Source organism: uncultured Eudoraea sp. (assembly GCF_947258925.1).
GTDB lineage: Bacteria > Bacteroidota > Bacteroidia > Flavobacteriales > Flavobacteriaceae > Eudoraea.
In genome coordinates, this window is sequence record NZ_CAMYKG010000005.1 from 117,665 (window position 1) to 133,877 (window position 16,213).

Annotated in this window: 9 protein-coding genes and 1 pseudogene; 3 read left to right on the forward strand and 7 right to left on the reverse strand. The window is 39.1% G+C overall.

Annotation, left to right across the window (positions count from 1 at the left end; genetic code table 11):
• Positions 1-87: 87 nt before the first annotated feature.
• The 6 genes and pseudogenes from Q0X77_RS03135 to Q0X77_RS03160 all read right to left on the reverse strand — a co-directional run bounded on the left by Q0X77_RS03135 (position 88) and on the right by Q0X77_RS03160 (position 5,779).
• Positions 88-1,299, reverse strand: a complete 1,212-nt coding sequence (locus tag Q0X77_RS03135) for a folylpolyglutamate synthase/dihydrofolate synthase family protein (protein WP_297792864.1) — start codon at positions 1,297-1,299, stop codon at positions 88-90.
• A gap of 3 nt (positions 1,300-1,302) precedes the next feature.
• Positions 1,303-2,205, reverse strand: coding sequence for an energy transducer TonB (locus tag Q0X77_RS03140; RefSeq protein WP_297792867.1), 903 nt, complete (start codon positions 2,203-2,205; stop codon positions 1,303-1,305).
• Positions 2,205-2,419, reverse strand: a pseudogene (locus tag Q0X77_RS03145) (biopolymer transporter ExbD). Before Q0X77_RS03145 ends, Q0X77_RS03140 begins: the two are co-directional and overlap by 1 nt.
• Before the next feature lie 9 nt (positions 2,420-2,428).
• Positions 2,429-3,121, reverse strand: coding sequence for a MotA/TolQ/ExbB proton channel family protein (locus Q0X77_RS03150; protein WP_297792869.1), 693 nt, complete (start codon positions 3,119-3,121; stop codon positions 2,429-2,431).
• 49 nt (positions 3,122-3,170) lie between these two features.
• Positions 3,171-4,535: a sodium:proton antiporter NhaD gene (gene nhaD / locus Q0X77_RS03155; RefSeq protein WP_297792872.1), complete on the reverse strand. Its 1,365-nt coding sequence runs from the start codon at positions 4,533-4,535 to the stop codon at positions 3,171-3,173.
• A gap of 11 nt (positions 4,536-4,546) precedes the next feature.
• A complete protein-coding gene (locus Q0X77_RS03160) occupies positions 4,547-5,779 on the reverse strand; it encodes a Glu/Leu/Phe/Val dehydrogenase dimerization domain-containing protein (protein WP_297792875.1) in 1,233 nt (410 codons plus the stop codon).
• A gap of 298 nt (positions 5,780-6,077) precedes the next feature.
• Between Q0X77_RS03160 and Q0X77_RS03165 the strand changes: the two genes are divergently transcribed.
• The 3 genes from Q0X77_RS03165 (at position 6,078) to Q0X77_RS03175 (ending at position 13,526) form a co-directional block, all read left to right on the forward strand.
• Positions 6,078-7,220, forward strand: a complete 1,143-nt coding sequence (locus Q0X77_RS03165) for an acyl-CoA dehydrogenase (RefSeq protein ID WP_297792878.1) — start codon at positions 6,078-6,080, stop codon at positions 7,218-7,220.
• Positions 7,221-7,550: 330 nt separating this feature from the next.
• Positions 7,551-12,053, forward strand: coding sequence for a glutamate synthase large subunit (gltB, locus tag Q0X77_RS03170; RefSeq protein ID WP_297792893.1), 4,503 nt, complete (start codon positions 7,551-7,553; stop codon positions 12,051-12,053).
• A 6-nt stretch (positions 12,054-12,059) separates the two neighbouring features.
• Positions 12,060-13,526, forward strand: a complete 1,467-nt coding sequence (locus tag Q0X77_RS03175; RefSeq protein ID WP_297792880.1) for a glutamate synthase subunit beta — start codon at positions 12,060-12,062, stop codon at positions 13,524-13,526.
• A gap of 57 nt (positions 13,527-13,583) precedes the next feature.
• Here the strand turns inward: Q0X77_RS03175 and Q0X77_RS03180 are convergent, their stop codons facing one another.
• Positions 13,584-15,989, reverse strand: a complete 2,406-nt coding sequence (locus Q0X77_RS03180) for a Lon protease family protein (protein ID WP_297792882.1) — start codon at positions 15,987-15,989, stop codon at positions 13,584-13,586.
• Positions 15,990-16,213: the final 224 nt, after the last annotated feature.

A 16,213-nucleotide genomic window follows, 5' to 3' on the forward strand; every position in this document is an offset into this window, starting at 1 on the left:
TGCTCTGAACCAACTGAGCTAAGAGCCCCTAAGGGGATGCAAATATAGAATAGTTTTTTGTTACCTAAAACAAAAAATAAGAAAAAATCACAGCACCTCTGCAACCGTAAATGTGCTGCCTCCAATATAGATGAAATCATCCTTAGCTGCCAGGCTCAGGGCAGCTTCATAAGCCTTTGGTATAGAAGCATAAATTTCACCCTCCAAACCAACTTCTGATGCTTTTTCCTTTAAAAATACAGCATCCATACCCCTGGGAATATCTGGTCTCACGAAATAGTATTTAGCATCCTTAGGAAATAAAGGTAATATGACATCAAGGTTTTTCTCTTTAACAAACCCAAGGACAATATGTAAGGTTTTAAATTTTTGCTGATTTATTTGCTCCAAAACCAAAGTCAGCCCTTCACTGTTATGGGCGGTATCACACATAACTTTTGGCTTTTCCTGTAGAATCTGCCACCTCCCCAATAAGCCGGTATTCTCAACCACATTCATAAGACCTCTGCTTATATGTTCCTGACTTATTGAAAACCCTTTTAGTAAATTAATAATTGCCAACACCCCTTTAATATTTTTATTCTGATAACTCCCGAAAAGTGAGGTTTTGTAGTCTTTAAGATCTTCCCGGTCTGCATATACCAGGTCTGAATTTTTTTCTTTTGCAATTTCTTCAAAAACAGGGGCAATCTCTTCCTGGTATTCACTGATCACCAAAGGAACATTCTCTTTTATTATCCCGGCCTTTTCCCTTGATATCAATTCCAGGGTATGACCCAGCAAATCTGTGTGATCCAACCCAATATTGGTAATTAGTGAAGCCTCGGGTGTAATTATGTTCGTGGCATCCAAACGTCCGCCCAGTCCTACTTCAATTATTGCAATGGAGACCTTATTCCTGGAAAAATGATCAAACGCCATTCCCACGGACATTTCAAAAAAAGACAATTTATTTGCTTCCAGAAAGGATTTATGTTTTTCAATAAACGCTATGACATTTTTTTGACTGATTACCCTCCCATTAATTTTAATCCGTTCCCTGAAATCCTTCATATGTGGAGACGTATAAAGTCCAACCTTATAACCAGCCTCTTGCAGTATAGAGGCTAACATATGGCTGCTGGAGCCTTTACCATTGGTTCCGGCTACATGAATACTCTTAAAATTTAAATGTGGGTTTTTAAGATGTGCTGCCAAAGAAAGGCTGTTCTTTAGTTTGCCCTGATAAGCTTTTGATCCCTTTTCCTGAAACATTGGAAGTTGCGCAAACATCCAATCCAGGGTCTCCTCGTAGGTCATGTATTATTCACCTAATTTAAAGTTTACAACAACGAAACCTATCTGTTGATTGGGCGCCTTGGAATCCAGATTCCATTTATGTAAAAACGCCGTTTTCTTTGCCGGTTCTAACAAACATTGATGATTATTGGTAGTCCCTTTCACTCCCGGAGTGGCATTGATTACCTTACCATTTCTATCAACCGTAATTTTAACAACTACTCTTCCCTCTTCATTACAATCTTGTTGCACTTTACCCTTGCTCACCAAAGAGCGGCCACTTAGGCCATATCCACCGGTTCCGCTGCCGGATCCAGGACTGCCATAATAGCTCGTGGCATAAGGGTCACCATCTGGTTGTCCCTTGTCACCCGGTCTGTTATCGTCTCCTTCACCCCCCTGGACTTCCCCATCAGATTTATTAAGGCCGCCCATAAGTTCGTCCAACTTTTTCTTCTTGGCATCTTTCTCTCTCTGAGCTTTCTCCTCGGCTTCTTTTTTCTCTTTAGCAAGTTGTTCAGCTTCTGCCTGAGCTTTTTTCCTCGCCGCTTCTTCTGCTTCGCGTTTGGCAGCCTCCTGTTGTTTGATTCTTATGGATTCTTCATCTTCCCGGGTAAGAACCTTCTCAGTGGCTTTTTCAGTAACATCCTCTTCAGCTACTTCTTCAGGCTGAACAGCAGTTTCTTCTTCAACAACCTCTGTCTCTTCCTCTTCCACAGGTTCTGCAGGTTGCGATTTTATTTTTTTAACGGGCTGCTTCTCCCCCATACCAAATTCCATCGCCCCAAAATTCACGGTAATCCCGTTCTCAATGGGCGGATCCATATACGTAAGGCCTATATAAAAAAGTAAAAGGAGGAGCACGCTTAACAAAATGGTTGTAAGCGTAAATGATTTTTTCTTGTGTCTCGTATCTAAAAACGACATTAATTAGGTCGCACAGCCAGGATCACTTTATAACTATTCCTATTGGCTATATCCATGACGTTGACCGCTTCCTTTATGGCCACGCTTTCTTCAGCCCTTAGAATAACAGTGAATTGGCTGTTAACATAAAGAAAATTAGCAATAGGAAAACAATGTCTGTCATGGAGGACATGCTAAATTCCGGACTGATTTTATTTCTTCCTTTTAATTTCATAAGATAGTCTTAAACGGGTTCGTTTAGTAAATCAAGAAATTCTACGGCATTAGCCTCCATCTTATGAACTACCTTGTCTGTACGATTCACCAGATGGTTGTAACCCATATAGGCTACAATACCCACAATAAGGCCTGCAACTGTTGTAGTCATAGCAGTATAAATACCTGATGCCAATGCACCCATTTCTGCCTGTCCACCGCTACTTGCCATTTGATGGAATGCTATAATCATTCCAATAACCGTTCCTAAAAATCCAATCATGGGTCCTGCACCTGCAATTGTAGCAAGGACATTTACATTTTTTTCTAATTTATAAACCTCCAGGGTACCTGCATTCTCGATAGCTGTATTAATATCATCGAGGGGCTTGCCAATTCTGGATATCCCTTTTTCTGTTAACCTCGCTACCGGTGAATCTGTTTGGGCACATAATATTTTGGCGGATTCCAGCTTGCCGTTCATTACGTGATCGCGAATTTGATTCATAAAATTCTTATCTATTTGTGAAGCGGCTTTTATGGCCAGTAAACGCTCAAAATAAATATATAATCCGACCGCCAGCATTACAAAAAGAACTGATATAATAACTATACTACCTATACCCCCACTAAAGATAAGATCTATTACTGAAAGTGTTTTTTCTTCTGAAATAACTTCTCCAACCTGTGCCTCGTCCACAAGATCCTGAATCATAATCATATTTTTCCCTATTAAAAGTTGCCCTTATAACGGTATTTTATCAATTAAATTATCCGTTTAATACTAAATTTCGAATTAGTATAAAAACCGCTGCGCCACTAATAAAACCAACGAATGCCAGCCATGCAATTTTCTTTAAATACCAGAAAAAATCAATTTTTTCCATTCCCATGGCAACAACACCCGCCGCAGATCCTATAATTAACATACTTCCCCCTGTCCCGGCAGAATAGGCAATAAAATGCCAGACAGAATCATCTAAAGGTATGGAGAACATCCCCATACTGGCAGCCACCAAAGGCACGTTGTCTATTACAGCAGAAGCTACCCCCAATATTAGTATTACCAAATCTGATACGGTCTGGTTCGCAGATTCAGTGCCAAGAAATGGCATAGACGTATCTAATGTGCCTGCAAATTCAAATAACATCCCTAATGACTCCAGAGCAGCAACCGCTAAAAGTATCCCAAGGAAAAAGAGTATACTTGGAAGCTCTATTTTGGATAAGGAAGAATGAACAGCGCTGTGGTGCGATCCTTCCTGACTCTCTGCCGAATCAACGCTCGAAATACTGAATTTAGCGCTTGTATAAATTTCTGCAAATGCAGCTACAACGGCCAGGGAAAGCATCATCCCTACATAAGGAGGTAAATGAGTAATGGTCTTAAAAAATGGCACAAATACAATAGAGCCCAGCCCTAGATATAGCATGGTTGCTCCAAAAGGGGATTTTGCTTTTTCTTCTTCTAATTCCGCCTTAATAGTTCCCTTAAATGCTTTGTATCTCAAGGCAACAAGAACAGGAAGGACCATGCAAACTATTGATGGTATCAGTACAAATTTAATGAGTTGTAGTGCGGATACCTTATCGCCAATCCATAGCATTGTGGTCGTTACATCGCCAATAGGTGACCATGCTCCTCCCGCATTCGCAGCAATTATAATCATCCCCGCAAACCAAAGCCTAACCTCACGTTCTTTGATAACTTTTTGTAATATGGTTACCAAAACTATGGTCGCAGTAAGGTTATCTATAATTGCAGAAAGAATAAAGGCTAATATGGAAAAAAGCCAAAGTAATTTCGATTTTTGTCTGGTACGTATATAACCTTTAATTGTGGCAAATCCATCGAAATAATCTATTATCTCCACAATAGTCATTGCCCCTAGTAAGAACACAAGGATTTCAGCGGTTTTACCCAAATGGTGCAACAGCATTTCATCAATATGCGAAGGTTCCAATTCCTTTAATTCGGTATTAACCTCAAAAACCGGCATATGAGCCAATGCTATGATAGCCCATAAGATGGCCATCATGGCTAAAGCTGGAATTAGTTTGTCTATTTTCAGATTATGCTCAAGGGTAATGGCCAAATAGCCCGCTAAGAATACAATGATAATAATGGTCTCCATATTGGTTGGTTTTAGATTAGTTGTTTTAGGGCAATTTCAAATGCCGACTTACTCATGTTCTTTTTTGTTACATTTTCCTTAAAGATATTCAAAATTGCTTTCCGAATTGTATCTGAAGTATCATTAAAAATTAATTCATCATCCATTCCCACTCTTCGTTCCATAAAATAGGCAAATAATCTGGCCATTCCACAGTTTGAAACAAAGTCGGGAATAAGACTTACCCTTTCATCTGTATACTCCATAATAGGACCGAAAAATATTTCAGAATCTGCAAAGGGTACATTTGCACCACAAGAAATAACCTCGAGTCCTGTATCTATCATTTCAGCAATTTGTTCCTGGGTGATTAACCTGGAAGCAGCACAAGGCGCAAAAATCTCTGTTGGCAAACTCCAGATACGTTCGTTCATTTCATCAAAAGGAATCATTTTATCCGCATCTGCTATTAAGGTATTACCCTTTTTATGTAAAAAGAAGGTCTTTATGTCTTCGTATGAAAAACCCTCTTCATTAATAACTCCACCAACACGATCAATTATTCCAACTATTTTGGCACCCATCTGGGCCAAATAGAATGCCGCAGCTGCTCCTACATTTCCAAACCCCTGTACTATAGCTCGTTTACCGATTACAGTTCCTCCAAAAATATCATAATAGTGCCTTATGGCTTCTGCCACACCAAAACCGGTTATCATATCGGCCACCATGTATTTCTTACTGATATCAGGCGAATAGTGATCGCTTTCTAAAACTTTAATAACACCTAGTCTTAGCTGTCCTATCCTATTTATTTTATCAGCTTCAGTAGGTCTGAAATGACCATTAAATACGCCTTCCTGGGGATGCCAAACCCCAACATCTTCTGTTATGGGTATAACCTCATGGATTTCATCAACATTTAAATCTCCTCCTGTACCATAATAACTTTTCAGCAAGGGCGAAACGGCAGCATACCACCTTTCCAATACACCTCTTTTTCTAGGGTCATGAGGATTAAAATTAATCCCGGATTTCGCTCCGCCAATTGGTGGTCCGGATACGGTGAACTTAACTTCCATAGTTTTGGCCAAGGAGAGGACTTCGTTCATATCCAAACCTTCGCGCATTCTTGTTCCACCTCCGGCTGCACCGCCCCTCAGGGAATTGATAACTGTCCAGCCTTCAGCCTCTGTCAAAGGATCTTTCCAATTAAAGACAATCTCAGGTGGTTTATTTTCATATATTTTTAAAAGCTTCTTCATTTCTTTATCAATGTATTATGTGACCTATATTAAAATTAACTTATCAATTTTGATTTTAACCAATAGTAATATGGCTGAAGCTAATGTTGTCTCATAATATATTTGATATTTTAGGGAATAGGAACACCTCTCACAAATATAAAAATATTGTATTACTTTAAAAGTTTTTTAGGTCATAGTTATAACTAATATTCATCTCATTCTTGAAGGCTTAAACTTTTGTAAATAAGCCCGGGTATTTACATTTTTTTCCTGCAGTCTTGTATCTTTGCAATGTATTATAACTAATTTTTTAAGGATGGATTTTGCACTTACCGAGGAACAGGAAATGATTAAACAGGCGGCCAGAGATTTTGCCCGTACCGAATTATTGCCTGGTGTAATTGAGCGTGATGAGACGCAGACATTCCCTGCGGAACAAGTGAAAAAATTGGGAGAACTTGGTTTTATGGGCATGATGGTAGATCCGGAATACGGTGGAAGTGGTTTGGATACATTGTCTTATGTTCTGACCATGGAGGAGCTTTCCAAAATAGATGCATCATCTTCTGTTATTGTTTCCGTGAATAATTCGTTAGTATGCTGGGGTTTAGAAACTTTTGGTTCCAAAGAACAAAAGGAAAAATACCTCAAAAAGTTGGCATCGGGCGAAATTATTGGAGCTTTCTGCCTATCAGAACCAGAAGCGGGTAGTGATGCAACATCTCAAAAAACCACCGCAATTGATAAAGGGGACCATTATATCCTGAATGGCACTAAAAATTGGATTACCAATGGAAATTCTGCTTCGGTATATCTGGTAATTGCCCAAACCGATGTTGAAAAGGGATATAAAGGGATAAACGCCCTGATTGTTGAAAAAGGTATGCCCGGATTTGAAATGGGACCAAAAGAAAACAAATTAGGGATACGGGGTAGTGATACACATTCTTTAATATTCAATGACGTTAAAATACCCAAAGAAAATAGAATTGGCGAGGATGGTTTTGGTTTTAAATTTGCCATGAAAACCCTTGCTGGCGGAAGAATTGGTATTGCTGCTCAAGCCCTGGGAATTGCAGCGGGAGCATATGATCTAGCCAAAGAATATGCAAAGGAACGCAGTGCTTTTGGAACAGAAATAATAAACCATCAGGCAATTGGTTTTAAACTGGCCGATATGCAAACTCAAATCCAGGCTGCCAGATATTTGGTATACAAGGCCGCCTGGGATAAGGATCAAGGCAATAACTACGACATTTCTGGTGCGATGGCCAAACTGTATGCCTCACAAATTGCCATGGAAACTACCGTGGAAGCAGTACAAATTTTTGGAGGAAACGGATTCGTTAAAGATTACCATGTTGAAAGATTGATGAGGGATGCTAAAATCACTCAAATCTATGAAGGTACATCTGAGATCCAAAAAATGGTGATTTCAAGAAATATTGCAAAAAACTAGATCCCTGATAACTTTTCTCATTGCTCTACCCCAAAATTTTTAGGGGTGTACTTTCAATAATTCAATATTACTCCCTCATCTTTATTCCCAAACCGGGGTTGAATTTGATTTATCTTTAAGTCTGATACGAATTACCCCAAAGTCAACAAATCCAACTATAAACTCCTTCGCGCAATTATCATAATCTCAGTTTAAGGGTTATAAATATTGTAAATTGAATATTTTTTAACATTTTATTGTAAACGTTAAATATTTTGCACACTATCTTATTAAATGATGTCTATTTTTCGTTAAAAATGATATTTTTGAATAAATACTGCAATAAAGATGATGAAAAGACAAGGCTTGTATCTTCCTGAATTTGAACATGATAACTGTGGTGCTGGATTTATTTGCAGCCTAAAAGGAAAAAAGTCCAATGATATAATTCATAAGGCACTTGAAATTCTGGACAAATTGGAACACAGGGGGGCTGTTAGCGCTGATGGCAAGACCGGAGACGGGGCCGGCATCCTTATAGATATACCACATAAATTCTTCCAGGAAGAATGTGATTTCACAATTCCTGAAGCCGGTAACTATGCCGTTGGAAATGTTTTCCTCCCCAAAAAAGAAAATCAAAGTAACTACTGTGTATCGGTTTTCGAGGAAAATATTAAAAAGCAGGGATTACGTCTTCTGGGATGGCGTAATGTTCCTGTCAACAAGGGTATTCCGGGCAGAATTGCAGCCGAAACAGAACCTTTCGTTAAACAAATCTTTATAGCTAAAGCAAATGAAGATCAAGAGGATTTTGATTTTAACCTTAAACTCTTTATCGCCAGAAAAGTAACGGAACACACCCTGATTAACTCAAAATTATCTGAAAGCAAATTTTTCTATGTTCCCAGTCTTTCAACAAAAATCATCATTTTTAAAGGGCTGTTAATGCCTAATGATATTAAGCTGTATTTTAAAGATTTAATGGATACCAGGGTAGTTACCAGATTAGCCCTGGTTCATCAGCGCTTCTCCACAAATACATTTCCTACATGGGATCTTGCTCAACCTTTTAGATATATGTGCCACAATGGAGAAATCAATACACTTAGGGGAAATGTAATGCGCATGCGCTCCAGGGAAGCTTTATTAGAAAGTGATCTCTTTGGAGAAGAAATAAAAAATGTTCTTCCTATAATTTTACCTGGAAAATCGGATTCTGCATCTATGGATATGGTGGTAGAATTATTGCTGATGACAGGACGCTCTCTTCCGGAAGTAATGATGATGCTTGTTCCCGAAGCATGGGAAAAGAATGAAGAAATGTCAGTGGCGAAGCGCGCTTTCTACGAATACAATTCTTGTGTCATGGAGCCCTGGGATGGTCCTGCTTCCATTCCATTTACAGATGGTAGTTACATTGGTGCTGTTTTGGACAGAAATGGACTTAGACCATCCAGGTACTCAGTGACCAAAGACGGTTATGTTATTATGTCGTCTGAAACAGGTGTGGTGGAATTATTACCTGAGAATATCGAATATCATGGTCGACTTGAACCGGGAAAAATGTTTTTGGTAGACATGGAAGCCGGTAGAATCGTAAACGATGAAGAGATTAAAGAAAAAATTGCTGCTAAATACCCTTATAAAAAGTGGTTGGACTCTAATTTGGTTCACCTGAAAAAAATCCCGTACAACGATTGCCCGCTTTTCTTAAATGAAGCTTCTTTGGAAAAAAGAAAGGCTGTATTTGGCTATACCCTGGAAGACATAAATACCATAATTCTTCCGATGGGGCAACATGCAAAAGAACCTATTGGTTCTATGGGTTCAGATACACCTATCGCTGTATTGTCTGAGCGCCCGCAGCTTTTATATAATTATTTTAAACAGCTTTTTGCGCAGGTTACTAATCCTCCATTAGATGGCATTCGCGAAGAATTAATAACAGATATTTCCCTTACCCTGGGGAGTGATCATAATATATTTGACATTACTGAATTGAGCTGTAGGAAGTTAAAAATCCAAAATCCGGTTATTTCCAAAGAAGATCTTGATAAAATCAAGAATTACGATGCCAGCCCTGATTATAAAGTGGTTTCAATCCCTATACTCTATAACATAGCCAGAGGTCATAATGGTTTGGAAGAAGCCCTTGAAAACAATTTAAAGCAAGCAGAAAAAGCCATAGATGACGGAACCAATATCATTATACTATCGGATAGAAACTCCGATAAAGACAGAGCGCCGATTCCTGCTTTACTTGCCTGTTCATATATAAATAGCGGACTTCAAAGATTGGGCAAACGTTCCAAATTAAGCATAATTGTTGAATCTGCAGAACCACGGGAAGTCCATCATTTTGCGCTCTTGTTCGGATTTGGAGCAAGTGCTATTAATCCCTATCTGGTAAATGAGATCATTGCTGAACAAATTGAAGAACATGATATCACTGAATACACCTTTGATGAAGCAATTAAAAATTACAATAAAGCAATTGGAAAGGGGATTTTAAAGGTTATGAACAAAATTGGTATCTCTACGCTTAATTCATACCGGGGTTCCCAACTTTTTGAATGTATTGGGATAAACACAAAAGTGGTAGATAAATATTTTCCAAATACACCAACCCGAATTCAGGGTATTGGATTGTATGAAATAGAAAAAGAGGTATCTAAAAGACATAAAAAGGCCTATCAGGATCAGCATGTCGCTGCTAACTTAGATCTTGAAATTGGTGGTGAATACCGTTGGAGGCGTGATGGGGAAAAACATATGTTCAATCCACTATCAATTGCCAAACTTCAAAAATCGGTTCGAAATAACGAACCGGAGACCTATAAAGAATTTGCTGCAATGGTAAATGAACAATCCCGGAATTTGCTCACAATTCGAGGTTTATTTGAATTTTCAAACTATGACCCTATCCCTATAGATGAGGTAGAACCATGGACCGAAATAGTTAAAAGGTTTAAGACCGGGGCTATGTCCTACGGTTCTATTAGTAAAGAGGCACATGAAAATCTGGCCATCGCCATGAATAGGATTGGTGGTAAGAGCAATTCAGGGGAAGGTGGTGAAGACGCTGATAGATTTTATAAAAACCAGACCGGTGATTGGCGCAACAGCGCGATTAAACAAGTTGCATCAGGCAGATTTGGAGTTACCTCTAACTATCTTACCAATGCACAAGAAATTCAGATAAAAATGGCCCAGGGTGCCAAACCAGGCGAAGGTGGGCAACTTCCGGGTCCAAAGGTAAACCCTGCCATTGCCAAAACACGAAATTCCACACCATATGTAGGCCTTATATCACCTCCACCGCATCATGACATCTATTCCATTGAGGATTTATCACAATTAATATATGATCTTAAATCGGCAAATCGCAAAGCCAGGATCAATGTGAAACTGGTATCTGAAGTAGGAGTTGGGACAGTTGCTGCAGGGGTGTCCAAAGCTAAGGCCGATGTAATACTAATTTCCGGGTTTGATGGTGGTACTGGTGCATCGCCGTTGACCTCACTTAAACATGCAGGCCTGCCATGGGAGCTTGGAATTGCCGAAGCCCAGCAGACTCTCGTAATGAATGACCTTAGAAATAGAATAGTACTGGAATGTGATGGTCAGTTAAAAACCGGAAGAGATGTCGCGATTGCCTGCCTATTGGGAGCTGAGGAATTTGGTTTTGCAACGGCACCATTAGTAGCCTCCGGGTGTATAATGATGCGTGTTTGCCATTTAAATACCTGTCCTGTGGGAATTGCAACTCAAAACCCGGAGTTGAGGAAGAAGTTTAAAGGTAAACCGGAACATGTTGTCAACTATATGTATTTCGTAGCGGAAGAATTAAGAGAAATTATGGCTCAGTTAGGTTTTCGCACGCTTAATGAAATGGTTGGCCAGGTACAAAAATTGGATAGAAAGGCTGCAATTGATCATTATAAGGCTGCGGGAATTGACCTGTCACCTATTCTTCATAAGATCAATGTTCCTAAGAATACGAAAATGTACAATACCCAGAAACAAAACCATCATATTGATGATAGTATTGAATTCGAGATCATAGAGAAGGCGCATCCAGCTCTATTTAGAAAAGAGAAAATATCTTTAGATTTTCCCATTCATAATACTGACAGGGCTGTAGGTGCCATTATCAGCAACGAAATATCCAAAATATATGGTGCTGAAGGTCTTCCCGAAAATACTTTAAAACTGAATTTCACCGGTTCTGCCGGCCAAAGTTTTGGAGCCTTTGCCACTAAAGGCTTAACTATGGTGGTCAACGGAAATACAAATGACTATTTGGGAAAAGGACTATCAGGCGCTAAATTAATTATAAAAGTCCCCGATAAATCTACCTTACAACCTGAAAGTAATGTCATTACGGGCAATGTAACACTTTATGGTGCTACTTCAGGTGAGGCATATATAAATGGTAAAGCCGGTGAACGTTTTTGTGTAAGGAATTCGGGAGCGAAAGCTGTCGTAGAAGGAATTGGAGATCACGGCTGCGAATATATGACCGGAGGTGTGGCGGTAATACTTGGTGAAGTTGGAAGAAACTTCGGTGCTGGTATGAGTGGAGGAATAGCATACATTTTTGATGAGAAGAAGACTTTTGAGAAAAAATGTAATCTGGAGGCATTAAACTTACTCGCTGTCGAAGAAGATGAGGATATAAAGCAACTTAAGGAACTAATTGAAAATCATTACAATGCCACTTTAAGTCCGCTCGCTCAGAGAATACTTGAAAATTGGGAAGCTTGGCTACCTAAATTTATTAAAATATTCCCGGAAGAATATAAGCAGGCGCTAATTCGTCTGGAAAGAGAAAAATTAGAAACAACATAGTCGAAAATGGGAAAGATAACAGGATTTTTGGAATTCGATAGAAAGGTGGAGAAATACGCTCCTGTAGAAGAGCGCATTCAGAATTATAAGGAGTTTACCATTCCCATGAAGGAAAAAGAACTCAAAGATCAAGGTGCCAGATGTATGGATTGTGGTATTCCATTTTGCCATAGCGGATGTCCCCTTGGTAATTTAATTCCCGATTTTAATGATGCCGTATATAGAGGCAAGTGGGAAAAGGCCGCAGAAATTTTACATGCGACAAATAATTTTCCGGAGTTTACCGGAAGACTTTGTCCTGCTCCATGTGAGGAAGCCTGTGTACTTGGAATCAATGAAGATCCTGTATCCATTGAAAATATTGAAAAGAATATTGTTGAAACAGCTTTTGAAAAGGGCTGGGTAGTGGCTATTCCGCCAGATTTTCGAACGGATAAAAAAATTGCCGTGGTTGGCTCAGGACCTGCAGGTTTAGCAGCGGCGCAGCAACTAAATAGATCAGGTCATTCTGTGACGGTATTTGAGCGTGACGAAAAACCAGGTGGCCTGCTAAGGTATGGTATCCCTGATTTTAAAATGGAGAAATCTGTTATTGACAGAAGACTCCAAATTTTAAAAGAGGAGGGTATCGAATTTCAATGCGGGGTTCATATTGGTATTGATATAAAAGCCGAAGAATTGCAGGAAGATTATGATGCTGTAGTATTATGTGGAGGGGCTACGGTTCGCAGAAATTTACCTATTAAAGGAGCAGACTTAAAAGGGGTTGTGCAGGCGATGGACTTTTTGGGCCAGAATAATCGCAGAGTTGATGGTTTGACGTACGAAGGAGAAGAATTAAAAGCCACCGATAAAAATGTCATAGTCATCGGGGGTGGAGATACAGGATCTGACTGTATTGGAACTTCTTTTAGACAAGGGGCGAAATCTGTAGTAAACTTTGAAATTATGCCAAAAGCTACCCCTGACAGACCGGAAGATCAGCCCTGGCCCTTCTGGCCAATGCGATTAAGAACAAGTTCTTCACATAAGGAAGGTGCAGAACGAGTTTTTAGTATTTCAACAAAAGAATTCAAAGCGGATAAGCAAGGAAACCTGAAAAGTTTGACAACCGTGGAGGTAGTCTGGGAAAAAGTACCCGGCCAGCGTCCTGTTTTGAAAGAGGTCCCTGGGACAGAGAAAGAATGGCCATGTGAACTGGCCTTGTTAGCCATGGGTTTTACGGGCTCTGAAATGACTATTGCGGAACAACTTGGACTGGAAGCTGACCCAAGAACAAATATTAAAGCATCCGTAAAAGACTATAAAACGAATGTCCCCGGAATATTTGTTGCAGGAGATCAACGAAGGGGACAGTCCTTGATTGTTTGGGCTATTTCAGAGGGGAGAGAGGCCGCCTACCATGTAGACACCTATCTTATGGGTAAATCCTATTTACCTCTAAAAGGTGAGGGCGACTTACCGAGATTATAACAGAATTTTGTATTCAGGAGCTATATCAATAGTTAGAAATGCAGGCCTATTTAAAATTTAAAGAGCATTACTGCTTTCTTCATTGGATGCGCGAGTAACTGGTAGCACATTTTTATTAAGTTCCCTGAGTCTTTCATCTACTTTGTAGTGAACAGAATTCTTTGAGAAAGAGCCCCCTTGCAACCTTTTTCCCGCTTTTAGACCCGTTAAGATCTCAAGGCCATCATCAACGGTATCTATTGCCCAGATATTAAACAGACCCTGTTTAACAGCTGTTAAAACTTCTTCTTTTAACATTAAGTTTTCCAAATTAGGCTTAGGAATAATAACTCCCTGATCGCCATGTAAGCCACTTTGAACGCATACTTCATAGAATCCTTCGATTTTTTGATTAATGGCGCCAACAGGTTGTAGTTCCCCTTTTTGATTAATAGAACCCGTAACCGCTATCCCCTGTTTAATAGGTAATTGGGCCAGACTGGACAATAAGGCAAATAATTCTGCACACGAAGCACTATCCCCTTCAATTTCAGAGTAACTCTGTTCAAAAACCAAACTGGCAAAGAGACTCAAACCCTTGTCCTGTCCATATTTTTCCAGTAAATACCCTTGTAATATCAGGATTCCTTTGGTATGGATAGGCCCGGCCAAATTAGCTTCCCTTTCGATATCAATTATCCCCACTTTACCAGATGCTATACTGGCCGTTATTTTGTTAGGCCTGCCAAAACGGATATCCCCAAGATCTAGAACAGAAATTCCATTGATCTGACCCACCTTAGAATCTTCCAGATCAATCATAAGTCGTCCCCGCTTTATCAATTCGTTTATCTTGTCTTGTATCAGATTTGAACGATAATACCGGGCTTCAATGGCTTCTTTTATATCTTCAGCACCAATTTCATCTTTTTTGGCAATTCTCGCATAATGATCTGCTTCATGGATAATATCCCTTATTTCCCGAAACTTTATAGAAATTTTCTCGCGATCCTCTGCCATACGGGAGGCGTGTTCCACAAGCTTGCCCATGGCACCGTCATTGATAGGATATAATTCGTTTTCTTTTTGGATCCTATAGGTAACCCCGGCAAAATCTTTAATATTTTGAGTAGAATAATCCATAGAAGTATCAAATTCGGCCTTCACCTTGAACAGTTCTTTAAAATCCTCGTCAAGCTCATATAATAGGTAGTACAATCTGGGAGATCCAATTAATATCACCTGAATATCGAGCGGAATTGGCTCAGGTTTCAAACTTTTAGCACCAATAATCCCCAATTGTTCCCGGGCATCTTCAATTTCAATCTCGTTATTCTTTAGGGCTCTTTTTAGGCTATCCCAGGAAAAGTAGGACATTAATAAATCTTTCAAGGTTATTATAAGATAGCCCCCATTTGCCTTATGTAAAGCTCCTCCTCTTATAAGGGTAAAATTCGTTATGAGCGTTCCCATATACGATTCATGTTCTACCTTTCCAAACAGATTATTTAAAGTTGGATTTAATTCGAGTACAATAGGCGCACCAAATACATCAGTATTATCGGTGATTACATTAACATCATATTTTTGGAATTTTAGTTCCTGCTTATAATCCTGCCTATCCTGACTTAAGCTCGCTTTCAAGAAACTATGTAGCTCAGTAATTATATCTTTTTTAATCTCAAGCATGTAAAGGAGCACATCTTCAAAGTCCTTGTATTTATCATTCAATTCTTGCAATAATGTATCTATGGCATAAGTAGCAATACTTTCATCTAATTCTAAAAGTGATTCATTACTGGCGCGCTCTAATTCACGGTTTTTTCGAATTAACTCAAAAAGTTCTTTTTTTAATTCAGACTGTTTTTTAAGAATGCCATCACGTTCTTTTTTGCCCAGTTTATTAAATTTTTCGTCATTTATAGGCATTCCTTTAGCGTCAGTTGGGATAACCAATATTTCTATAGGAGTTCGGGTAACAGCAAAATTATTCTCCCGTGCCTTTTTGTGAATGTTCCGGAATAATTCTTTCTCTTTTTGTCGAAAATCATCAATAATTTGCTCTTTCTTGTCGTGATATTCTTTGCTTTCAAAAGCATTGATAAGGATCTTCTGTATTTCTGAGATCAGGCGCTGTATTTCAAGTTTAAAAGTTCGTCCACCACCATTCGGTAATTTGAGCTTTTTAGGGTAGAACGAGTTTTGAAAATTATTAACATAACACCAATCATCGGGAGTTACTTCCAATTTTGCCTTTTCTTCCAAAAAATGATTAACCGCTTTTAATTTTCCACTTCCGGGGTAGCCGGATACGAATATATTGAAACCACCTCTTTTATTTCCAATGCCGAATTCAAGGGATTTTAGTGCCCGTTCCTGTCCAATTAACAATTTAGGTGGTTCTTTTTCTCTTATTTGCTTCCAGTCTATTTTTTTTGTGACTATTCCTTTCCTTAAATCTTGTGGTTTTAATTGGTGTATCATGGACGATCTATTAAAGGATATATGAATTAAAGGTATTACTCAGCTATAATACCTGCCATGATGCTCGTCATATATTGATTTTTAAGAGAAAATAGGGTTCGATTATTCCTGGAACGCTACGGACAAAAAAAAAGCACCTATCAATGAATTGATAAGTGCTTTTAAAGAAGGCGGCGGCCTACTCTCCCACCAGTTACGGCAGTACCATCGGCGCAGACGGGCTT

What these genes read in the sequence shown, in the direction of transcription:
- Q0X77_RS03135 (WP_297792864.1), bottom strand. Translation starts at nt 1,299, where the DNA reads ATGACCTACGAGGAGACCCTGGATTGGATGTTTGCGCAACTTCCAATG.
- Q0X77_RS03140 (WP_297792867.1), bottom strand. Translation starts at nt 2,205, where the DNA reads ATGTCGTTTTTAGATACGAGACACAAGAAAAAATCATTTACGCTTACA.
- Q0X77_RS03150 (WP_297792869.1), bottom strand. Translation starts at nt 3,121, where the DNA reads ATGATTATGATTCAGGATCTTGTGGACGAGGCACAGGTTGGAGAAGTT.
- nhaD (WP_297792872.1), bottom strand. Translation starts at nt 4,535, where the DNA reads ATGGAGACCATTATTATCATTGTATTCTTAGCGGGCTATTTGGCCATT.
- Q0X77_RS03160 (WP_297792875.1), bottom strand. Translation starts at nt 5,779, where the DNA reads ATGAAGAAGCTTTTAAAAATATATGAAAATAAACCACCTGAGATTGTC.
- Q0X77_RS03165 (WP_297792878.1), top strand. Translation starts at nt 6,078, where the DNA reads ATGGATTTTGCACTTACCGAGGAACAGGAAATGATTAAACAGGCGGCC.
- gltB (WP_297792893.1), top strand. Translation starts at nt 7,551, where the DNA reads ATGAAAAGACAAGGCTTGTATCTTCCTGAATTTGAACATGATAACTGT.
- Q0X77_RS03175 (WP_297792880.1), top strand. Translation starts at nt 12,060, where the DNA reads ATGGGAAAGATAACAGGATTTTTGGAATTCGATAGAAAGGTGGAGAAA.
- Q0X77_RS03180 (WP_297792882.1), bottom strand. Translation starts at nt 15,989, where the DNA reads ATGATACACCAATTAAAACCACAAGATTTAAGGAAAGGAATAGTCACA.